Source organism: Paenirhodobacter sp. CAU 1674, assembly GCF_029222945.1.
In the GTDB taxonomy this organism is placed as follows: Bacteria; Pseudomonadota; Alphaproteobacteria; order Rhodobacterales; family Rhodobacteraceae; genus Rhodobacter.
This window is the reverse complement of sequence record NZ_JARHUH010000015.1, coordinates 20,755-42,323: the sequence shown is the minus strand read 5'-3', so window position 1 is coordinate 42,323 and position 21,569 is coordinate 20,755. Positions and strand designations below refer to the sequence as shown.

Sequence of the window (21,569 nt, the reverse complement as noted above, 5' to 3'; positions counted from 1 at the left end):
CCTGACGGCCAATGCGCCTTGGAACGTGCTTGCTATATGAGGGCCGCACGCTCCAAGGCGCACGCGCTTAAATGGCCTACTTTTGCTCCGCCACAGTGGCCGAGTTTTACTCCGCCGTTGACACTGAAGGCCGAATGGGAACGGCTCCTCGGCAGCGCCGCACCGAACAACAGCCGCGCCTTTCTCGAGGCCCGCATCGCCTATCGCCTGCAGGAACTGACCTATGGCGGGCCCGACCACGAGACCCGTCGCATGCTGGACCTGCTTGCCGACGAGGTCGAGGGCGTCTCCCGCCGCAAGAACCAGATCGCGGATCCCCGCAATCCGGTGGCAGGCACGCGGCTGATCCGGGAATGGAACGGGGTCGAGCACACCATCACAGTGCTGAAGGACGGTTTTGAGTGGCAGGGCCGCAAATACAAATCACTCTCCGGCATCGCGCGGGAAATCACCGGCGTGCGCTGGAACGGCTATCGCTTCTTCGGGCTGCAAGTCCGTCCGCGGGAGGTTTGACCATGGACATGAATACACGCCCCGGCCGCCGCCTGCGCTGCGCCATCTACACCCGCAAGTCGAGCGAAGAAGGGCTCGACATGGAATTCAACAGCCTCGACGCCCAGCGGGAGGCCTGCGAGGCCTATATCGCCAGCCAGAAATCCGAGGGCTGGGTTGCCACCCGCGACCGCTATGACGACGGCGGCTTTTCGGGCGGCAATCTGGACCGGCCCGGCTTGAAGCAGCTGCTGGCCGACATCGACGACGGGCTGATCGACGTGGTCGTGGTCTACAAGATCGACCGGCTCAGCCGCGCCCTGATGGATTTCTCGAAGCTGGTCGAGGTCTTCGACCGCAACGGCGTCACCTTCGTCTCGGTCACGCAGTCGTTCAACACGACCACCTCGATGGGGCGGCTGACGCTGAACATCCTGCTGAGCTTTGCCCAGTTCGAACGCGAGGTCATCGGTGAACGCATCCGCGACAAGGTCGCCGCCTCGCGCAAGCGAGGGATCTGGATGGGGGGCTATGTGCCGCTTGGCTACGATGTGCAGGACCGCAAGCTGGTGATCAATGAGGTCGAGGCCGCCTCGGTGCGCCGGATCTTCGAGCGGTTCGTCGAGCTCGGCTCGGCCACGATACTGGCGAAGGAACTGCGACGGGAGGGGTTTCGCAGCAAGCAGGGCACGCTGATCGACAAGGGCTACCTCTATCGGGTGCTCCGCAATCGCGTCTATCGCGGCGAGGCCGTCCACAAGGGCAAGGCCTATCCGGGCGAGCACGAGGCCATCGTCACGGACAAGGTCTGGGATCAGGTCGACGCCATCCTGCAGGGCAACCGCCACGCCCGGTCCAGCAACAGCCGCATGCAGACGCCCGCGCCGCTGAAGGGCCTGATCTTCACCGACACCGGCGCGGCCATGACGCCGACCGCAACCAAGAAGCGCGGCAAGCTCTACCGCTATTACGTCTCGATGGACGTGATCAAGAACCGCACGACGGAGGACGAGAGCGGCGGCGATCAAGCACCGGTCCGCCTGCCTGCGGGCATGGTCGAGGACGCCATCGTCACCGAGGTGCGGCGCATTCTGCAGACGCCAGAGGTGGTCACGCAGGTTCTGGCGGCGCTGAAGCGCGATCAGGTGTCCGAGGCCGAGGCCATCGCGGCGCTGCATGATTTTAACACCCTCTGGGCGCAGCTGTTTCCGCTCGAACAGACGCGGATCATCCAGCTTCTGGTCCGGCGCGTTACCGTCACCGCCGCCGGGCTCGAAGTCGACATCCGCCGCGAAGGTGTCGCGGGTGTGATCCGCGAGATGATCGCCCCACGCAACATGGAGGCCGCCGAATGACCCGAGGCAATGACACGATCCGCGTGCTGATCCCCCTGAAGGTGCGCAAGAAGAACGGGCGACCCAAGATCATGCCGCCTGCCGATTACAGCCCCAGCGAGGATCAGACACAGGAGCCGCACATCCTGCGCGCCATCGGCCGGGCATGGGGCTGGCGGCGGCGGATGGAAGCAGGTGAGTTCGCCACGATCCAGGAACTTGCCGAGGCCGTCGGTCTGGCCGAGCGCCATGTCAGCCGCCAGCTGCGCCTCGCCTATCTGGCACCCGAGGTGCTCAAACGCCTGACCTGCGGCCGCGAGGCATCTGCGGTCAGTCTTTACGACCTGTGCTTTCTGGCGGGGGAGACATGGCAGGAGCAGGCTGCGCGGGTTCTCTAGAAAAAGAAAGTCAAGCGTTCCGTGAACTTACTCCATCCGTGAAGTGCCGAATGCTGTGACCCACGCCAGTTCTCGGAACTGCCAAAGAGCTGGTCGATAGGCCATACTCAGTAGTGTCGGCCAATTCTCACGACTTGACGAAGCGCATCAAGCCAGATCATTTCATGTCTCATGAGCAGATACTATCAGACATTCGCACGGATCGGCGCGGGCCTAGCAGCCATTGCAATGCTTGTTTGGTTCTTGTGGCCCGGCGGGGCATGGCAGTTCGAACCTGAGCCGTTTTTCGCTTTTGGTGTTGCGGTGGTCGTCTGGGCATTTACCGAGTTTAAGTTGAGCGAGGAGGTGATCTATCGAGCATCTACGCCCAATGATATCCGGTTTGGCCGAGAAATCTTTGCGTATGGAACCTGGAACTTCCGAGAACTTTTGAAAGATCACGACTACCATCGCGGCATACACCCTAGATTTCTGACTGAAGCGTCGCTGTTGGTCAGCGAAACAGAGCTCGGAATTGCACATTTCCAGGATGGGCGGGTCCAGAAAAAATACTTAGACTTCTTCGAGCGCCTGAAGGCCTTTGTCGACTATTTTGGAATGCATTCATCACCCGAGCGGTTTGGATCTGTGATGCTGCAGTCCGTCATTCCAGCCAACCAGTTTGATGAAATGAATGTAGCCCCACATCATCAAGTTGAGATTAATGAAGTAAATCGGCTAGCTACTGAAGCTTGGAAAGCCATGCGGCCTCTCATAACGGAGATTAAAGAACGAATTCCCGAAGTGTTCGACGAACAGATCAGGGGCGGTTGGATCAGGAGTCCCGAAGAGTAAAGAGCGTCGACGCGCGACATGCCGCAATTGACACGTCTGACACCCGCGTCGCTGTCAGTGAAAACTCGCCTGAAAGGACGTCGCGGTCAGCGAAACATGCGCGTTCAGCGGCGGGTGCAGCTCGAACGCTTTCGGCTCGCGGGCGAAGTTCCATAGGCGGAACAGAGACCATTCCGAGCGCCGTTCCTCGGCCACGGCCAGCTCGTTGCGGCTGATATGGAAGGGTGTGCGTTCCCAGCCATTCGTCGTCTTCACCTCGATCAGGCGCGGACGACCATCCGGCGCGAAACTGGCGATATCGTAGCCGGCACCATCGCCATCTTCATCCGACACCCACCGGACCTTGCGCGCAAGATCGTCGCGGCCCGCTGATTTCAGGGCTGCACGTTCGTGCGCCAGGACGCGTTCCTCACCGGCACGGCCGAGGGCGCGGTTTCGCTCGTCTCTCGCCGCGACATCGAATTTGCGGGCGATGTGCAGCATCTGCTCCAGCTCCTGCGGCGGCGGCTGGTTCGACAACGTGGGCGGCGGCCCGATCCAGATCGGCCGCGCCTCCGCGAGGCCAGTCGGTGCTCCTGCACCCGAATGGCGACCTAGCCAAGCCGGGTTCAGCGCTAGCCAACGCGCCACGGCATCCACCAGCGTCATCTGGAAATTGAAGGCGGGCTTGTATCCCGGGATCCAGTCCTCACCCAGCCCCTTCAGCACGGCGCTTATGTTCTGGTGCTTGAACTCGACCGATCCCTCGGAGCGACCGTTCAACAGCGGCAGAAGCCCGCGCCGGTGCTCGGCCTTATTGTAGGGGCGCCCAGAGACGTCGTCGCCCAGCATCGCGAAGTAATCCGCGACGATCAGGTCGTTCTCTTGATCGGTCCAGGCCCCATTTGACATTGCGCCAGGCTAGGGCCGGAAACTGTGTTTGTCATCAGAGACTTCGCGCAAAACTCCCAAGACATACCAACGACCACGCCGCCCGTGTCGTGTCTCCGTCTGCTTTGAGACAAGCCGGAACCACCGAAACACAGGCGCAACGCGATCCCATCAGTTCATTGAAATCTATGGGGGTTTTGAATCCGTCTCGCCGAGCGAGAGGGGCGGGTGGAAAGAGACGGTGGGCGTTCGGAGACCGATCTCGCGCAGTCGGCCAGTCTCCGAAGCGCGGATGTTCCCTGCAAACCCCTTTGGCACATAAAGAAAAAGGCCCCGCGAGGGACCTGTTTTCGGGTTTGCGATGTGCAAGTGGCGGAGCGAGAGGCCGCCATGATGTGTTCTAGCATGTTCCAGACAATTCCAAACAGACCAATGTTTGTTAATGCTTTTACGCTTCCATTGTCCTAGTTGTTCCGGCACAATCTAGCTTGTTCTAACCATTTCTGGGGGAATAAAAGGGGGAAGGACAAATGGCGGATCAACCGAAGCGGCGGAAGGCTAACACGCTCACGGCGGCGAAGCTGGGCGCTGACCTGACCCCCGGCAAATATCACGACGGCGGCGGCATCGGGCTTTACCTTCGCGTTGAACCGAACGGTTCCCGCTTTTGGGTGCAGCGTATCAGCGTGAACGGCAAGCGCCGGGAAATCGGCTTGGGCAGTCCCCCGCTAGTGTCCTTGGCGACCGCACGGCGCAAGGCAACCGCGAACAAGCAAATCGCGCTGGATGGGGGCGACCCTCTGGCCGAAAAGCGCAAGGGCCGGGGTGGGCTGATCTTCGGGGATGCAATGGAAACCTTCCTGGCGAAGAAATCGGCGGAGTTTCGGAACGACAAGCACCGGAAGCAATGGCGCGCGACATTGGACACCTACGCCGCCCCGGTGCTGGGCCAGATGCAGGTGCAGGCAATAGAGGTGCGCGACGTGCTGCGCGTGCTGGAACCGATATGGTTGACCAAGAACGAAACCGCGTCCCGGCTGCGCGGGCGGATCGAGGCCGTTCTAAGCTGGGCGACCGTGGCAGGGCATCGCACGGGCGACAATCCGGCGCGGTGGGCGGGCAATCTGAAAGAACTGTTGCCGACCCCTTCCAAGGTGGCGAAGGCCGACAATCACCCCGCCTTGGCGCTCTCTGACGTGCCGCGCTGGTGGCGGGAACTTTCCCGGCGTGAAGGCATGGCCGCGCGGGCGCTTCAATTCCTGACGCTGACCTGCGCACGCTCTGGCGAAGTGCGCGGCATGACATGGGGCGAAGTCGAATTTGAACCGGCCCCCGGTGCTACGCGTGCTACACGTGCTACACGGCAAGCCGTCTGGACCATCCCAGCTTCACGGATGAAAGCGGGCCGGGAACATCGCGTCCCCCTGACCCCCGAGGCGGTAGCAATCCTGCGCGAAGTTGCAGGCGCGGGCGATGCGGACGATTGGCAAAGACCCGAGGCCGGGGCGCTGGTCTTTCCTGCCCCACGCGGCGGGATGCTGTCCGATATGACGCTATCGGCTGTTATGCGGAGGATTCAGGAAGCCGAGGTGAAGGCGGGCCGCGACGGCTTCATAGATCTGCGCAACAAGCGCCCTGCCGTGCCGCACGGGCTACGCTCTACCTTCCGCGACTGGGCAGCAGAACGGGGCCATGACCGCGACATGGCCGAAATCGCGCTGGCACATACCGTCGGCAGCGAAGTTGAACGAGCCTATCGACGCTCTGACATGATCGAACGGCGGCGCGGCATGGCTGAGGCTTGGGGGCGATTCATTCGCGGCGAGGATGGCCGGACGGTCGTGGCGCTCACGCGAGGGTGAACGCAGGCAACTGGAACATCCTGTGGGTAACCTTGTGGATGGATGTGCAATCCACAGAAAAAGTTGCTCCAAAAGTTCTAGAAAAGTTCCGAGGCTTGACGCGTTCCCCGTCTGTCTCGATAAGAATTACCACTACAGTCCCGGTGGCTCCGGTTCGGTTTTGGGCCGTCGGAACATGATCGGTAAAAAGAAGGCCCCTCCAAGCGCGCCAACGCTGAAAAGGGGCCGGGTGTGAAGATATCTATCCCCTCACGCCCCCTTTCTTACCGATGAGTGCGCAATTCGCAACTGCGAATCGCGGCGTTATTAGGTCTAGAAAGGAACGCGAATGAAAGAAATCATTCTTCGACGCCCCGAGGTGCAGTCCCGCACCGGGCTTGGACGATCCACGATTTACGCGATGATGACGGCGGGCACCTTCCCCAAGCCGATCAAGCTGGGGGCTAAGGCCGTCGGCTGGCCCGAAAGCGAAATTGCGGCTTGGCTGGAAGGCCGCAAGGCCGAACGCGACGCCGCCTAACCTGACATGCCGAAAAAATGGGAAACCCCGGTGCGCGGGCAAGCGCAACCCGGGCTGGGAAACCGCTATGCGACTGCGGCGGGCACCCTTTCTATATCATCGCGCAAGGCCAAAGGCTACGGGGCAGGCACGGCTTACACCGTAACGCCCAGCGCTGGCGAAGCCTTCCGCATTGTTGTTTCAGGCCGTGACCGCTGGGCGCTGGATGAACTGCGCAAGGCCGGGGCGAAGGGCTGCACGCCCATAGACAACCCCGCCCCGCGCTGGGCCGCCTATGTCCACAATCTGCGCGCGCTGGGCGTTGTCATCGACACGCTGCATGAACCGCACGCGGGCAACTTTCCAGGCACGCATGGGCGCTATGTGCTGCGCGTGACTGTGACGCCCGAGGCGCAAGGGGGTGGGGCATGAATCGGCTGCAAATCCTCTACCTGCGACGCCTGCACGGGCTGACCGAAACCCAGGCACAAGCCTTGGCCGTCCTGATCTGGTGGGCGCGGACATGATAGACGCGCGCGACCTGACCCTGACCCTTGGTGGGCGCTGGTATCAGCGTTTCGGCGCGGCACCGTGCCCCATATGCCAACCCGAGCGGCGTAAAGGGCAAAACGCCCTGACGTTGGCCGATGGGCAAAGGGGCCTTGTGCTGCATTGCAAGAAATCCGGCTGCGGCTTCACGGATCTGCTGGCCGCGCTTGGCATCGCCCCCGGCACCTATCAGGCCCCGGACCAGGCCGAACAAAACGCCCGCGCGCGAAAGCAACAGGCCGAGGCCGAGAAACGCGCGCGCCAAGCACACCGGCTCTGGCAAGAGGCGCAGCCGATCACCGGCACCTTGGCCGAAACCTACCTGCGCGGGCGCGGCATTACCTGCGCTTTGCCTGACGTGCTGCGCTTCTATCCGGCGTGCTGGCATGTGACCGCCCAACGCTTCCCGGCGCTGGTGGCGCGGATCGACGGGGCCGAGGGCTTCGCGGTGCATCGCACCTACCTGCGGGCCGACGGCGGCGGCAAGGCGGATGCGGAACCCGCAAAGGCCATGCTGGGGGCCGTGCAGGGCGGCACGGTGCGGCTTACTGACGGGCCGGGGCCGCTGGTGGTGGCAGAGGGCATAGAAACTGCCCTAAGCCTTGCCTGCGGCTTGCTGCGCGCGCCTGCGATGATCTGGGCGGCGCTGTCAACGTCGGGCATGCGGGGGCTGCGGCTTCCCGATCTGCCGGGGCGGCTGACCATTGCCCCCGATGGCGATGCAGCGGGCCGCGAAGCCGCGCACGCCCTGGCCGAACGCGCGCACGCGCTGGGCTGGGCCGTTTCCCTTCTTCCCGCGCCGAACGGGTGCGACTGGAACGACATTCTTCGGAAGAAAGGCGGTGCCGCATGAACGCGCTTCCGCAAGAAATCCCCTATCGCCCCGAAGGCCCGCAACCGCTGGTGCGAAGCATCGCGGCGGGTGACGATTACCCCGTGCAGGCTCTGGGGCCGCTGCGCGCGGCGGTGGAAGCCGTGCAGGGCATGACCCTTGCCCCGGTGGCAATTCCCGCTGCATCGGCGCTGGCGGTGGCGTCCTTGGCGGTGCAGGGCTTTGCCGATGTGGAGACGCTGGGCGGGCCGCGCCCCGTGTCGCTTTACGTCCTGACCATCGCGCAATCTGGCGAACGGAAAAGCAGTTGCGACTCCCCCCTGATGGCAGCGCTTCGGGCCTATGAACGGGAACAGGCATTGGCCCAGCGCGAAGAAATCGCAGCATGGGAAAACGCTTTTGCGCTCTGGAAAGGGGAACGCGACCGCATCCTGAACGATGCGAAAAAGGGTAAGGGCGAAAAGCGGGTGGCGGCGCGTGCCGATCTGGAAGCGCTGGGCAAGGCACCTTCTGCGCCCCCTGGCCCAGAACGCACGTTGCCTGCGCCGTCCATGCAGGGGCTAATCCGTCAGTATCGGGAAAACCAACCGTCATCCGGGCTTTTCAGCGATGAAGGCGGAAAATTCTTCGGCGGGTTTGCGATGGCTAGCGAAAACCGGCTGGCGACGCTGGCCGCTCTGAATGACCTTTGGGGCGGCGCGCCGGTGCGCATCGGCCTTGGCGGCGAAGGGGTTTACACGCTTTACGGGCGGCGGCTGGCCGTTCACCTGATGGTGCAACCTGGCGTGGCGCGGGCGTTCATGGCTGATCCGATGGCGGGCGATACAGGCTTTCTGCCCCGTTTCCTGATCTGCGAACCGCCCAGCAACATCGGCAACCGCCCGCAATCACAGGTGCGGCGCGATGACCTAGCCCTAGAAGCCTTCGGGGCACGGCTGCGCGCGGTGCTGGAAACGTCCCTGCCGATGGCCCCCGAAACCCGCGAACTGATGCCCCGTCTGTTGCCGCTATCGGCTGACGCGCGGGCCATGCTGTCAGCCTTTGCCGATCACGTGGAAGCCGGGCAGGCACCGGGGGCCGAATTTTCGCACGTCACGGGCCAAGCATCCAAGGCGGCGGAACAGGCGGCGCGCATTGCGGGCGTTCTGACCCTCTGGCGTAATCTGGACGCCCCCGAGGTGAAACCGGCAACAATGGCCGACGCTATCACACTGGCGGGCTTCTATCTGTCCGAAGCCACACGCCTTGCCGATGCTGCGACCGTATCGGCGGAAATCGACAAGGCCGAACGACTGCGCAAATGGCTTCTGGAAAGCTGGGCGCATCCCGAAATCACCCCGCGCGAAGTGGTGCAATCCGCCCCTATCCGCGCGCTTCGGGAAAGCCCTTCAGCACGGGCTGCGCTCGCATCACTGGAAAAACACGGCTGGTTGATCCGGCTTCCCGAGGGGGCCGAGGTGCGCGGCGCTTCACGAAAAGAGGCATACCAGATTGTGAGGGCGGCCCATGAAGTTTGACGCCTACGCCTTCCTTGCCAAACTGGAAGCGGAAGGGGGAAGCGGCGAAGCCGCACCCCCGCCTCCGAAGATGGAACCCGCGCCCCGTGTAGCACATGTAGCACGTGTAGCACGCCCCCTACCCCAAAATCCGAAAATTGAACCCGAGGCGGCGAAGCTTGCAGATCTGCCCCAGCCCGCCCCCGAAGCCTTCCCCTATGGGGTGGGCATCACCGGCACCCCGCGCACCTGGACGGGCCGTGTCGTGTCCTTGGATGATTGGCGGCGGCTCTCGAAATGGGACCGGCACGGCAGCACCGGCAAGATGTGGAACGGGCAAACCCAGCAATGGGAACCGATCGAGGTGGGCCGTGAATTATAACGCTTCCCGAGGTTCTGGCGACCTTCGCGCAATCGGATCTGGCATCGGGCGCGCTTTCCCCAGGCTGTTTCCAATAGGGCGCGGTGCAAGGCACCCATGCGCTTTTCGGGCTGGTGGCGGCGCTGGGGCCGATGCGCTGGGCGGTGGCAGGCTTCGCGCTCTGGACCGTAAAAGAATTGGCCATTGACATTCCCGGCGCGGGCTTGTGCGGCTTTGCCTTCGCGCAGTGGCGATTGCGCGGGATTAAATCGAAAGGTTGAACCGCAGGCGAAAAAGCCGAAGCATGGGCAAAGGCTGCGATGCAAGAGAGGTTCCAAGATGTTTTGGGAGACTGTGGCGGCGGTGATTTTAATCGTGGGAACCCTGCCTCTATGGCTCCTTGTGGCTCTTGCCTGGGGCTTTCTAAGCGGCGCTTGGTTTTTTCTAGTAGCCGGATTGTCGATTGTTACCGAGGGGACTATTTCCGAAATCTGGGGTGTCCCGGTGGTTGCCGTGGTGGAGGCTTTTTCTTCAGCGTGGAGTGTCCCCGTTGAAATTTGGGCATGGGGGAAATTCGAACATCCTTGGTGGGCGGCGATTATCGGCCTGTTCTGCATCGGCGCGGCAAATAGTAACGACAGGTAGGTTAAAATCCCCACAGGCTTTCCCGCCAATGACTTAACCCGGCTATGGCCCTTGAAAAACAATCAGAGAAATCAAGTCATGCCTGCCCCTGCCCCCATGGGAATTAGCTATGACGAAACCCCCCGACGGCAGGCCGATTGTGCTGGCCGAGGTTTGGCCGTCTCACGGCTTCCTTGCCCAGGGCAACAGACGGCACCGGCTGGCCCGCGACGGCTGGACCTGTCCCGAGTGTGGCGGGCATGTGCCGCTGACCCGGCGCGCGGATGCAATTTATTGCCGCGAAGCCTGCCGGAAGCGAGCGAAACGAAAGCGGCAAGCGCTGGGCGTGAACCTTAGTCCCTCTAAGGCGCTCTGGCCCTAGAAGCACATCGGGCTTTGCCGACCCTCATAAGTTGGCCCCTCGGAAGAACCTACGGGGGGGGGGGCGGCGCGAAATCTGGCCGCGCGGTGTCGGAACCGGCGCGCATCCTTCACGGCAAACGCTAACACAGATTTTCACGCGGGGGCGAGTTTGATGACCAATACGCGCACGCGCGCGAGGCGGCGCGCCACTGGAGCGAGATTTAGGGGATATAAATGAAGAGATACGCGCGCGCGAGGCGGGGGGTATCGTAACTTCCTAAACCTTCGCGCCTTGCCCCCCCGAGGCGACTAAAATAGGCCGACCTAGACGGCGGCATGATCCGCCAACGGTTCCGACGCTGGGCTGGCATGTTCCGGTCTATTCCAGGGGCATCCAAGCGATTTAAGGGGGAATTTTTGGGGGAAGGAAAAATTTGCAAGGCGGATTTATCAAAGGAAATCAAAGCGATGCAGGTAAGTAATGGCGGAGCGAGAGGGATTCGAACCCTCGAGACGGTTCCCCGCCTACACACTTTCCAGGCGTGCGCCTTCGACCACTCGGCCACCGCTCCGTCCGGCGGATTTACGCGAAAAGCGTCGGGGGATGCAAGGGGGCAATATCGCTGTCGATATCGCCCCAAAGAAAGCGTGTAATTCCAGCCAGTCGCTTGTCACCGCCCGCAGGCGCGCTTAGGCTCTGGGATCGGGCATCGCCGTGCCCGGTTTGACGCTATCCCGAAGGACCGCCCCGCAATGATCGACGACGAGCTGCAGACGACCCCGCCCCTGCCCGCCGAGCGCAGGCGCGAGCCGCGGCAGCTGACCAACGTGCTGCTCGGGATCATCGCCTTTGCGCTGGTGCTGTTCCTGTTGGTGCAGGCGCGATTCATCCTGATTTCGCTGGCGATCGCGATCATCCTGTTCTCGCTGACCTCCGAGGCGATCAACGCGATCGGACGACTGCATATCGGCCCGGTGCGGGTGCCCAGCTGGCTGGCCTCGATCGTGGCGCTGATGCTGATCGCCTCGGGGCTGCTGACGGCGACCGCTGTTCTGCTGGCACAGGCCAACGAGGTGGTGACGATGATCCTGGCCTATGCCGGTCCCGCGCAACGCGCCATCGCCGAGCTGTTCGGCTGGATGGGCGCGGATGTCGAGGCGGCGGTGCTGGCCTCGATGCAGAAGATCGAGGTAGCCGGATACCTCAGCACCCTGGCCGGGCAGGCCTCGAGCCTGCTGTCGGCGGCGGTGCTGATCATCCTGTTCGTGGGGTTCCTGTTTGCCGAACGGATCTGGTTCCAGGCCAAGCTGATCAACCTGCTGGGCGACGACACCCGCGCGCGCCATGTGGCGGGGACGGTCGGACAGATCATGCGCCGGGTGAACCATTACCTGATGGTGAAGGCGATGGTGTCGGTGGTGACCAGCGCGGCGGTCTATGGCGTGTTCAAGGTCGGCGGATACGAATTGGCGATGCCGGTCGCGGTGCTGACCTTCGCGCTGAATTTCATCCCCTCGATCGGGTCGATCATTGCCACCGTGATCGCGGGGCTGGCGGTCTATATCCTGACCCAGGACCCGGCCAGCACGGCGGGCGTCTTCCTGGTCTGCGGGCTGCTGCAATTCGTGATCGGCAATGTGATCGACCCGATGCTGATGGGCCATGCGCTGCGGCTGTCGTCCTTTGGCATCATCATCAGCCTGGCCTTCTGGGGCGCGGTCTGGGGGCTGCCGGGGATGTTCCTGGCGGTGCCGATCATGGTGGCGCTGATGATCTCCTGCGCGCAAAGCCCGACGCTGCGACCGCTTGCGGTGATGCTGTCGCGCGAGGGGCTGCCCGAAGACCCGATCTGAGCGGGCATGGGGGCGCTGCCCCCGCGCGTGCCGCGCTCCCCCGGGATATTTGTGCCAGAGGGAAAAACCAGGTTCTTTCTGGCCGAAATATCCTCAGGGGGTGAAGGGTCGCAGGCCCGAGGGGGCGCGAGCGCCCCCTGCCCGGCCCGCTGCACGCGATCAGACCAGATACAGGCTCACACGGCGGTTCTGGCGGCCCTTCTTTTCGACCTTGCCCAGGCGCACCGGGCCGATTTCGCCGGTCGTGGCGACATGGGTTCCGCCGCAGGGTTGCAGATCGACCTGGTCTTCCCCTGCCCCGATGCGGATCAGACGCACCCGGCCCTGCCCCACGGGGGGCGCCACGCGCAGGGTCTTGACCAGCCCCGGGTTGGCGCCGAGCTCGGCGTCGGTGATCCAGTCCTCGGTGACGGGCAGATCGCGTGCGATCAGCGCGTTCAGCTCTGCCTCGAGCGCCGCCATATCCGCGGGCGGATCGGGCATGTCGAAATCGAGCCGCCCCTTGTCGGCGCCGATCTGCCCCCCTGTCACCGGCAGGGGGATGACGACCGACAGAAGATGCAGCGCGGTATGCACGCGCATGTGGCGATGCCGACGTTCCCAGGCGAGTTCCTGCTGCACCCGCATGCCCGGCGATGGCAGCGCGGCAGGCTCGGCAGGCACCAGGATGATCGTGCCGCCCTCGCCCTTGACGGCGGTCGCGATTTCCAGCGCCCCGTCCGACCAGCGCAGCCAGCCCGCATCGCCCGGCTGCCCGCCGCCCGTGGGATAGAACACCGAGCCTGCGCAGATCACCCCGCCTTCGGGGGTCAGCGCCTCGACCCGGGTGTCCAGATCCCGCAAGTAGGGCTGGGCGCGAAAGACCGGTTCGGTGCTCATCGGCTGTCGCCCTCTTCGGTGCCGTCATTGTCCGACAGCGTGCTGACGCGATAGGCGCCGGGGTCATCCTCGGGCAGCGTATACGCCACCTCTTGCGCTTTCGGTGCTGGCGCGACAGGTGGTGCGGCAGCGCCGCCCGCCCCCTGCGGCAGCAGCGCCTCGGGGTTGCGCAGCCAGATGTCGCGCTGCGCATAGGGAATTTCGAGCCCTTCATCGGCGAAGCGCGTGGCGATCTGATGATTCATCTCGGAATGCACGCGCAGCTTGAAATTCACATCGGACAGCATGGCGCGGATTTCGAAATCCAGACTGTCCGCACCGAACCCCCTGAACAGAACGAAAGGCTCGGGCGACATCATCACCAGCGGGTGGGCCTGCGCGATTTCCAAAAGGATTTCGGCCACGCGCCGGGTATCGCTGCCATAGGCCACGCCCACCGGCACGATCAGCCGCCCGGTCTTGTTGCCGCGCGTCCAGTTCGTCACCTGCCCCGAGACCAGATCGGCATTGGGAACGATCACATCGGTGCGGTCGAAGGTCTCGATGATGGTCGAGCGCACCGAAATCGCCTTGACCACGCCCTGCTGGCCGCCGACCTCGATCCAGTCGCCTTCCGACACCGGACGTTCGATCAGCAGGATGATCCCCGACACGAAGTTCGACACGATGTTTTGCAGGCCAAAACCGATACCGACCGACAGCGCACCGGCGACGATCGCCAGCGAGCTGAGGTCAATGCCCGCCGCCGAAATCGCCAGCAAGGCCGCCAGGAAGATCCCGACATAGCCCAGCCCCGAGACGATCGCGTTCTGTCCGCCCTTGTCGATCGTGGTCTTCGGCAGGATCGAGCTTTTCAGCGCGCCCTGCAACAGGCGGGTCAGACCGTAACCGACCGAAAACACCACTGCCAGGGTCAGGAATACCGTGGGCGAGATCCGCACCCCGCCCAGCGAGAACCCGGTGCGGAACGACGTCCAGATCTCGGCCAGATCCTCGATCCGTGCGCCCCAGATCAGCGCCAGCAGCGGCAGCGCGGCCAGCGCCAGCACAAACCCCGCCAGCACCGGGATCAGCCCGTCGCGCCGGCCTTCCTCGGCCCGGACAAGCACGGCGTAGAACTCGGCGACGAAGCCCTGCAGGATCGCCACCAGCGCCACCACGCCCAGCGTCAGCACCGCGGGCCAGATCAGCGCATTGGCGGCGCTGATATAGCCGATCACGCCCAGCGAGGGGGCCACCACCGCGATCACGATCACCGCATTGCCCAGCCAGCGCAGCAGATTGTAGCGGAACGCCGCCTCGTCATCGGTGGCGCGGCGCAGGCCTTGCTGGCGGCGCAGCAGTTGCCCCATGCGGAACAGAACCAATGCGGCAAAGATCTGCAGCGGCACTTCCAGCACCGAGATCGCCGCATCGGCACGGGCGGCCACCTCTTGCGCCTTGTCGGCCGCGATATTGCCCGAGCCGCCCAGATAGTCCTGCGCGCGCGGCATGATCCAGTCCGTCAGCAACTGCTGCATCCCGACCGCCAGCCCCAGCATCAGCGCATGGAACCGGCCCTCGGCGCGGCCCTCTTCGGCCAGATTGAGCGCGCTTTCCTGCCCCGGACGAGTCGGGAAAATCCGTCTGCCCAGCCACCAGGCCATCAGAATTGTGGTCAGAACCGCAGGCAGCAGGTCAAACAGCTGCAACAGGATCGGGCCGAAAAACGCGGTCTTGGACAGCGCCGTGGTCAGCATCACCGCGCCCAGCACCGGCAGGATCACCTGCCCAAGCGAGACCACGCCTGAAATCAGTTCCCGCCCGCGCATCGCGGTCTTGTCCAGCAGCCATTGCGTCAGCCGCCCCATCCAGCGCCCGCCGCGCAGCAGCAAGATCCCGGCGACCAGCACCAGCCCCGCGATCAGCGGGGCATTGTTGCGCAGCGTGTCCCAGTTGATCGGCCGGGCAAAACGCCAGACGGTCTCGTCATAGATCCAGGCCCCCATCCAGCGAAACAGCGACAAAGCCGCGGGCCAGTTGACCGGATTGGCCGCCGACGGAGACAGCCGCAGCAGCTTGTCGGCCTGCCGTTCCCGGTTCAGCCGGTCGATGTTGCGGATGATGCCATCGGCGCGGCTGGCGGCCTCGGTCGCGGCCAGAACCGGGGCCTGCAACTTGGCCAGCGTCTCGGTCAGTTCGGCGCGACGGCTGGCGATGGTGGGATCTTCGGTCTCGCCCTCGGCAGGCGCGGCCCCCAAAGCCGCGATCTGGTTCTTCACCGTGGTGATCTGATCGGCGTTGATCCCTTGCGCGGCGATGAAGTCGCTGCGCCACTTGACGATTTCGGCGCGCATCTCGGACAGTCGCTCGTCCGCGATACTGGCTTCGGTCACGGCCTGTTCGACCTGGGCCGCAGCCTTGTCCCAGGTCTTGTAATTCGGCCCCTCGGTGTCCTGCGCGGCTGCGGGCAGCGCAAGGCACAGCGCCAGAAGCAGAACGCGCAGGCCCCGCAGCATCATCCTGCAAACACCTCGGGCACGGCGCGACCGGGGCCTTCCAGCCAGCCGGGAACCGGCAGGCCCTTGCCATGCAGGAACTCGGGGTTGAACAGTTTCGACTGATAGCGCGTGCCGTAATCGCACAGCACCGTGACGATGGTGTGGCCCGGGCCCATTTCGCGCGCCATGCGGATTGCGCCGGCTACGTTGATGCCCGACGAGCCGCCCAGGCACAGCCCTTCTTCGGCCAGCAGATCGAAGACGATCGGCAGCGCCTCGGAATCGGGGATGCAATAGCTCATGTCCGGGGTGAACCCGTCGAGGTTGGCGGTGATCCGGCCCTGGCCGATCCCTTCGGTGATCGACGAGCCTTCGGATTTCAGAACGCCGGTGGTGTAGAAGCTGTGCAGCGCGGCGCCTTCGGGATCGGCCAGGCCGATCTTGACGCCCTTGGGCTGCAACGCCATGCCGACGCCCGCGAACGTCCCGCCCGAGCCCACGGCGCAGATGAAGCCGTCAACCTTGCCCTGCGTCTGCGCCCAGATTTCCGGGCCGGTGGTTTCGATATGCGCCTGACGGTTGGCCACATTGTCGAACTGATTGGCCCAGATCACGCCGTTCGGGTCGGTCTTGGCCAGTTCCTCGGCCAGCCGCCCGGAATAGCGGACATAGTTGTTGGGGTTGGAATAGGGCGCCGCGGGCACCTGCACCAGTTCGGCACCGGCCAGCCGCAGCATGTCCTTCTTTTCCTGACTTTGGGTTTCGGGGATCACGATCACGGTGCGGAACCCCATCGAGGCGCCGACCAGCGCCAGGCCGATGCCGGTATTGCCCGCCGTGCCCTCGACAATGGTGCCGCCGGGTTTCAGCTGCCCCTTTGCGATCGCATCGCGGATGATGAACAGCGCGGCGCGGTCCTTGACCGACTGGCCGGGGTTCATGAACTCGGCCTTGCCGAGGATCTCGCAGCCGGTCATCTCCGACGCTTTTTTCAGCCGGATCAGCGGTGTGTTGCCCACGGCCGCGGCCAGATCCTTGCACAGCTGCATGATGGTCTCCCTCGCACTTGATTATGCCCAGACTTAGGCTGCATCGGCGCCCGCCTCAAGCCCCGGCTGCAGGCGCGGGGCCTCACGGCGTGCTCAAAGCGCCGTGTCCGGCCCGGCCCCCGCCGCCGCGCGCAGCCCCGGGCGCATCCGCTCCAGCCACAGCGCCAGCACCAGAAGCGGGGCGTTTTCCACCTCTCCGCTCTCGATCAGGGCCATCAGTTCCGAAAAAGCGATCAGATGCGGACGAATATCCTCGCCCTCTTCTTCCAGACCGCCGGGCTGCGCCACGCCATCGGGCAGATCGGCCAGCGCCAGATAGCAATACAGAAATTCGGTCTTCGCGCCGGGCGAAGGGTAGAAATTCGGCGCGGGAATCAGCGCGTCCAGGGTCACGCCCGCCTCTTCGCCGGCTTCGCGGCGCGCGGCCTCCTCGGGGGTTTCGCCCACATCGACGCGCCCGGCGATCGCTTCGAGCGACCAGGGGTTCATATCGCCGCGTGCCAGCGGCCCGGTGCGGAACTGTTCGACCAGCAGCACCCGGTCGCGTCGCGCATCATAGGGCAACACCACCGTCGCATCGCCCGAAACGAAGGCTGCACGCTCCAGTTCGCGGGTCATGCCGCCCGCGAAGGTGCGGTGGCGCAGGTGGTATTCCTCGACCGCGAAGAACCGGGCATAGGCCGGCACCATGCGCGAAATCTCTACATCCTCGGGCGCCGGGGTGTGCCGGCGGGCGGCGGGACGCGCGGTGCCGCGCGCGCGCAGCCGCGATGCCGCCCGCACCAGCATCATCGGATACCGCGCCAGCGCACGTTCGGCGGGCAGATGGTCGCGCCCGGCCATGAATTCGACCGCCGCCTCGGTGACCACATCGCCCCAGCGGGCGGCCCAGTCCGCAAGGCTCCATGCCGCACCGGGCTGCCAGCGCCCCGGTTCGGCCAGATAGACCCGCGCGCTTATTTCCGCACCATCCGGCATGCGCACCGCACAGGCGGTGGCGGCATGGCCCGCCTCGTAATAATCAAGCCGCGCGGCCTCGGCCGGGGTCACATCGACCAGCAGCCCCTCGACCTGCCCTGTGCCCGGCACCAGCATCGGAAAGGCCAGATCCGCGGCCCCTGTCCCATCCTGCGCACAAGCCTCGCGCAATTCGTGCCCGTCCAGCGCCGCGCGCTGCGGCACGACCGCCCGCCCCAGAACCCGTTCCAGCAGCGGCAGATGGCACAACGTGCCGTAAAAGAAATAACGCACGATCAAGTTCCTGCTCGTTCAGGCACAGCGACGGGCCGGTTGCCGCGCCGCTCCGGCCTGAACCTAGCGCAGCGCTTGCCCTAGCGCCAGCGCCGCCCCGCCCATTCCGACAGAACCGAGGAGAGGACACCGCCCAGAGCCAGCACTGCAAGCACATCGGGCTGCAACGCCGGCATGCCCAGTTTCAGCGCCTCGGACAGCATGCCGGTCAGCGCCTCGAACGGGCCGTCATAAAGCATCCGCGTGGCCTTGGCCAACATCTGCATGAAGCCCAGAAAACCCAGCCCCCAGATGGACAGATAGACCGCCGCGCGCAGCCCGGTCATCACCGCAGAGACATAAGAGGGCGTGCGTGGCGGCATGCGCATACCGATCACTCGCCAGCCCAGCACGATGCCCGAACAGGCCGCCACCGGCGCCAGCCCGCCAGCCCTTGTGCCCGCGGGCAGATAAGGCGCGACCACCACCGCCGCCAGAAAACCGGTCACGGCCAGACCCGCCGCGCCGATCAGCTTGGCCATCGTCGGCATTTCCATCGCGCTGTTGCGCACTACAACTCGTTGCATTCGTCGCTTCCCGAACCTGAGGCACATCGGTTAACGCCGGTTTCGCACATAAATGTGGCGCAAATTGGGAGGCGCGATCAGCTGCCGCCGCGCGCCTGCGCATAGGCAGCCAACGCCCGCGCCCGGCCCTGTGCCAGATCGACGATCGGTCGCGGATAGGGCGCCGCGGGGTCCAGCGCCCAACTGCGCGGGGCGGCCTCGAAGAACTCCTGCGCGGTTTGCGGTGGCCGGGCTTGCCCCTCGGCGATGAAGGCGCGCCGATACGCCCCTTGCGGATCGAATTTCGCGGCCTGCGTTTCGGGGTTGAACACGCGGAAATAGGGGGAGGCGTCCGGCCCCGATCCGGCCACCCATTGCCAGCCCATCGCATTGGCGGCGGGGTCCCAGTCGGTCAGGCAGTCGGCAAACCACGCCAGCCCCAGCCGCCAGTCGCTCAGCAGATGCTTGGTCAGGAACGAGGCCGCGATCATGCGTGCGCGGTTGTGCATCCGGCCGGTCACATACATCTGGCGCAGGCCCGCATCGACAAAGGGCACCCCAGTCTGACCACGTCGCCAGGCCTCGACCGCGGGGCTGTCGCCGGCCCAGGGAAAGCTGTCCCATTCCGGGCGCCAGTTGGCCTGCGGAAGCTGCGGGAAATGATGCAACAGGTGCCAAGCGAATTCGCGCCACACCAGTTGCCGCAGAAAGGCATCGGCCCCCGCCGCGCCCGCCGCCGCCCGCGCCTGCACCGCCTGCCAGATCCGGCGCGGGCTGATCTCGCCATAGGTCAGCGGCTCGGACAGATCCGAGGCGGCATCCTGCGCCGGCAGGTCGCGCCCGGCCGCATAGCCCGCCAGCCCGCCGTTCAGGAACGCATCCAGACGGTCGAGCGCCGCGCCCGCCCCGACGCGCGCATGGCGGGCCAGCACCGGCGCACCGCGGCGCATCGCGGCGCCCATCTTCCAGTCGTCGAGCGTTTCGCTTGCCGGCCAGTGTGCAGGCGCGCGCAGGGTGGTGACCGGGGCCAGCGCCGCGCCGGGATCGCGGTGCTGAACCGCGCGCCAATAGGGGGTGAACACGCGGTAAGGCCCGCCGCTTTGCGTCATCACGTCCCAAGGTTCGAACAAGAGCGCCCCGGGAAAAGAGCGCGCGTCGATCTCTGCCGTGCGCAGCGCCGCCTTGACCGCTTCGTCACGCGGCCGCGTCGCCGGATCATAGCTGCGCGACCACCAGACCGCGCTGGCCCCGGTCTGGGCGATCAGATCGCGCAAGACCTCCAGCGCCGGACCGCGCCGCAGCACCAGACCGGAGCCGATTGCGCGCAGCGTGGCGGCGAAATGCGCCACCCCCTGCCCCAGCCGCCATTTTGCCGCCGCGCCCAAGGTCTCGGTTTCCGGGTCCAGAATGAAGACCGGCACAACCACCCGTCCGCTCGCCGCCGCCGCACTGAGCGCGGCGTGATCGTCCAGCCGCAGATCGCGCCGCAGCCACAGCAAGATCGCCCCGTTCTCCATGTCGCCTCCGTGTTGTGCCGCCCACAGATAAGTCGGCCGTCCCTGCCCGGCCAGTCCCGGCACAGGAGTGCCCAAACTTTAGGCAGCCCCCCTGCGCCGGGCGTGATTAAGGCTTGTCGTGCCAGAATCCCCGGTCTAGCCTCGTGTCCAGAGCCACCACTCAGCACAGGATCACAAGACCTATCATGAAAAAATCCTCTCTGCTTCTGGCCGGCGTTGCCGCCTCTGTCCTTGCCATCCCCGCGCTTGCGGGCGATCCCGACCTGCTGGTTTTCGACTGGGCCGGGTTCGAGGAAGAGGGCCTCTTTGCGACCTATAAAGAGAAATACGGCGACGGCCCGAGCTACACCTTCTACGGCGACGACGACGAGGCCTATCAGAAACTCGCCTCGGGGTTCAAAGCCGATGTCGCCCATCCCTGTTCGCAAATGGTGTCGAAATACCGCGATGCCGGCCTGATCGAGCCCTGGGACACCAGCAAGATCCCGGAATTCGCCAATATCGACCCGAAATACCTGAATTCGCCGATCTTCAAGGATGACGCGGGCGTCTGGTATATCCCGACCGACTGGGGCGCCACCGCGATTGCCTACAACCCCGAGGAAGTGCCCGCCGAAGACGTGGCCTCGCTCGATGTGTTCATCAACCCGAAATACGAGGGCCGCACCTCGATCCCGGACAGCTCGGACGATGTCTGGGCGCTGGCCTATCTGGCGACCGGCGTGACCGACTGGACCACGATCTCGGACGAGCAATTCGCCGCTGCCGCCGACTGGCTGCGCAAGGCCCACAAGAACGTGCGCAGCTACTGGGCCGACCCGGCCGAGCAGGCACAGCTGATGGCCTCGGGTGAGGTTCTGGTGGCCTGGTCGTGGAACGACGGCGTGGCCTATCTGCAGGACGACAACTATCCCGTCGCCTTCCAGCGCGAAGCCAAGGAAGGCTCGTCGACCTGGTTCTGCGGCTTCGTGAACCTGAAGGACGGCCCCGGTTCGGAAGACAAGGCCTATGATTTCATCAACGCCTGGCTGCGTCCCGATGCCGGCCCCGCGCTGCTGGATGCGATCGGCTACGGTCACACCAACACCGCCGCGATGGCCCTGATCAGCGACGAAGACCGTCAGACCGCCGGCCTGACCGACATCAGCGCGCCGATCCTGGCGCAGACCCCGAACGACCCGGTGCTGCGCGAACGCCAGCTGGCCGAGTTCGAAAAGATCAAGGCTGGCTTCTGATCCCGCCTTGCAGACCGTTGCAAAGGGCGCCTTCGGGCGCCCTTTCGCATGTGCCGCGCACCAATATTTATCGAATCGTGCCGATTTCTGGGGCACGCATCTGAAGGGCGCTCGGCGGGTGCGCGCTTTAAAAACCGCCGCTATCTGCCTGCCATTCCCAAATATTTTCCGCGCAGCATGATCGCTGCAAGGTTTGGCAGGCCCGCCCCCTGTGCCACGCGCCTTAACACCCGATTCACCGCGCC

The 21,569-nt window shown here is 64.7% G+C and carries 20 protein-coding genes and 1 tRNA gene; 13 read left to right on the top strand and 8 right to left on the bottom strand.

Annotation, left to right across the window (positions count from 1 at the left end; all coding sequences use genetic code 11):
• The first annotated feature begins 36 nt into the window (after positions 1-36).
• From P2G62_RS16685 to P2G62_RS16670, 4 genes are all read left to right on the top strand, one after another.
• Positions 37-513, top strand: a complete 477-nt coding sequence (locus P2G62_RS16685) for a DUF2924 domain-containing protein (protein WP_275736017.1) — start codon at positions 37-39, stop codon at positions 511-513.
• Positions 514-515: 2 nt separating this feature from the next.
• The gene (locus tag P2G62_RS16680) at positions 516-1,847 is read left to right on the top strand and encodes a recombinase family protein (RefSeq protein WP_275736015.1); all 1,332 of its coding nucleotides are present in this window, start codon (positions 516-518) and stop codon (positions 1,845-1,847) included.
• On the top strand, positions 1,844-2,224 hold the full coding sequence (locus P2G62_RS16675) for a hypothetical protein (protein WP_275736014.1): 381 nt from the start codon (positions 1,844-1,846) through the stop codon (positions 2,222-2,224). Before P2G62_RS16680 ends, P2G62_RS16675 begins: the two co-directional genes overlap by 4 nt.
• A 171-nt stretch (positions 2,225-2,395) precedes the next feature.
• Positions 2,396-3,058: a hypothetical protein gene (locus P2G62_RS16670; RefSeq protein ID WP_275736013.1), complete on the top strand. Its 663-nt coding sequence runs from the start codon at positions 2,396-2,398 to the stop codon at positions 3,056-3,058.
• A 54-nt stretch (positions 3,059-3,112) separates the two neighbouring features.
• Here P2G62_RS16670 and P2G62_RS16665 read toward each other — a convergent pair whose 3' ends face one another.
• The gene (locus P2G62_RS16665) at positions 3,113-3,949 is read right to left on the bottom strand and encodes a DUF3883 domain-containing protein (RefSeq protein ID WP_275736012.1); all 837 of its coding nucleotides are present in this window, start codon (positions 3,947-3,949) and stop codon (positions 3,113-3,115) included.
• A gap of 509 nt (positions 3,950-4,458) precedes the next feature.
• Here P2G62_RS16665 and P2G62_RS16660 point away from each other — a divergent pair.
• The 7 genes from P2G62_RS16660 to P2G62_RS16630 all read left to right on the top strand — a co-directional run bounded on the left by P2G62_RS16660 (position 4,459) and on the right by P2G62_RS16630 (position 10,172).
• Positions 4,459-5,790 carry a site-specific integrase gene (locus P2G62_RS16660; RefSeq protein ID WP_275736011.1) on the top strand — a complete coding sequence of 444 codons (1,332 nt, stop codon included), beginning with the start codon at positions 4,459-4,461 and terminating at the stop codon, positions 5,788-5,790.
• Positions 5,791-6,118: 328 nt separating this feature from the next.
• Complete coding sequence (locus P2G62_RS16655; protein WP_275736010.1) at positions 6,119-6,310, top strand: AlpA family transcriptional regulator; 192 nt, start codon at positions 6,119-6,121, stop codon at positions 6,308-6,310.
• Between the two features lie 30 nt (positions 6,311-6,340).
• Positions 6,341-6,721: a hypothetical protein gene (locus P2G62_RS16650; protein ID WP_275736009.1), complete on the top strand. Its 381-nt coding sequence runs from the start codon at positions 6,341-6,343 to the stop codon at positions 6,719-6,721.
• Positions 6,722-6,812: 91 nt separating this feature from the next.
• Positions 6,813-7,691, top strand: a complete 879-nt coding sequence (locus P2G62_RS16645; RefSeq protein WP_275736008.1) for a toprim domain-containing protein — start codon at positions 6,813-6,815, stop codon at positions 7,689-7,691.
• On the top strand, positions 7,688-9,187 hold the full coding sequence (locus tag P2G62_RS16640; RefSeq protein ID WP_275736007.1) for a YfjI family protein: 1,500 nt from the start codon (positions 7,688-7,690) through the stop codon (positions 9,185-9,187). Before P2G62_RS16645 ends, P2G62_RS16640 begins: the two co-directional genes overlap by 4 nt.
• Positions 9,177-9,548, top strand: a complete 372-nt coding sequence (locus P2G62_RS16635; protein WP_275736006.1) for a hypothetical protein — start codon at positions 9,177-9,179, stop codon at positions 9,546-9,548. The genes P2G62_RS16640 and P2G62_RS16635 overlap by 11 nt, the downstream gene beginning before the upstream one ends.
• 318 nt (positions 9,549-9,866) lie before the next feature.
• Complete coding sequence (locus tag P2G62_RS16630; RefSeq protein ID WP_275736005.1) at positions 9,867-10,172, top strand: hypothetical protein; 306 nt, start codon at positions 9,867-9,869, stop codon at positions 10,170-10,172.
• Between the two features lie 824 nt (positions 10,173-10,996).
• Here P2G62_RS16630 and P2G62_RS16625 read toward each other — a convergent pair.
• Positions 10,997-11,086 (bottom strand) — tRNA-Ser (locus P2G62_RS16625).
• Positions 11,087-11,267: 181 nt separating this feature from the next.
• Here P2G62_RS16625 and P2G62_RS16620 point away from each other — a divergent pair.
• Entirely contained in the window at positions 11,268-12,368 is a 1,101-nt protein-coding gene (locus tag P2G62_RS16620) for an AI-2E family transporter (protein WP_275736004.1), read from the top strand.
• 159 nt (positions 12,369-12,527) lie between these two features.
• Here the strand turns inward: P2G62_RS16620 and P2G62_RS16615 are convergent, their stop codons facing one another.
• The 6 genes from P2G62_RS16615 to P2G62_RS16590 all read right to left on the bottom strand — a co-directional run bounded on the left by P2G62_RS16615 (position 12,528) and on the right by P2G62_RS16590 (position 20,089).
• Positions 12,528-13,247: an alanyl-tRNA editing protein gene (locus tag P2G62_RS16615; protein WP_275736003.1), complete on the bottom strand. Its 720-nt coding sequence runs from the start codon at positions 13,245-13,247 to the stop codon at positions 12,528-12,530.
• On the bottom strand, positions 13,244-15,748 hold the full coding sequence (locus P2G62_RS16610) for a DUF3772 domain-containing protein (protein WP_275736002.1): 2,505 nt from the start codon (positions 15,746-15,748) through the stop codon (positions 13,244-13,246). Before P2G62_RS16610 ends, P2G62_RS16615 begins: the two co-directional genes overlap by 4 nt.
• A complete protein-coding gene (locus P2G62_RS16605; protein WP_275736000.1) occupies positions 15,745-16,776 on the bottom strand; it encodes a cysteine synthase A in 1,032 nt (343 codons plus the stop codon). The genes P2G62_RS16610 and P2G62_RS16605 overlap by 4 nt, the downstream gene beginning before the upstream one ends.
• Before the next feature lie 93 nt (positions 16,777-16,869).
• Entirely contained in the window at positions 16,870-18,027 is a 1,158-nt protein-coding gene (locus P2G62_RS16600) for an NUDIX domain-containing protein (protein WP_275735999.1), read from the bottom strand.
• Positions 18,028-18,107: 80 nt separating this feature from the next.
• Positions 18,108-18,593 carry a TrgA family protein gene (locus tag P2G62_RS16595; RefSeq protein ID WP_275735998.1) on the bottom strand — a complete coding sequence of 162 codons (486 nt, stop codon included), beginning with the start codon at positions 18,591-18,593 and terminating at the stop codon, positions 18,108-18,110.
• A 77-nt stretch (positions 18,594-18,670) separates the two neighbouring features.
• Positions 18,671-20,089, bottom strand: coding sequence for a deoxyribodipyrimidine photo-lyase (locus P2G62_RS16590; protein WP_275735997.1), 1,419 nt, complete (start codon positions 20,087-20,089; stop codon positions 18,671-18,673).
• 185 nt (positions 20,090-20,274) lie between these two features.
• Between P2G62_RS16590 and P2G62_RS16585 the strand changes: the two genes are divergently transcribed.
• Entirely contained in the window at positions 20,275-21,324 is a 1,050-nt protein-coding gene (locus tag P2G62_RS16585) for an extracellular solute-binding protein (RefSeq protein ID WP_275735996.1), read from the top strand.
• Positions 21,325-21,569 lie beyond the last annotated feature (245 nt).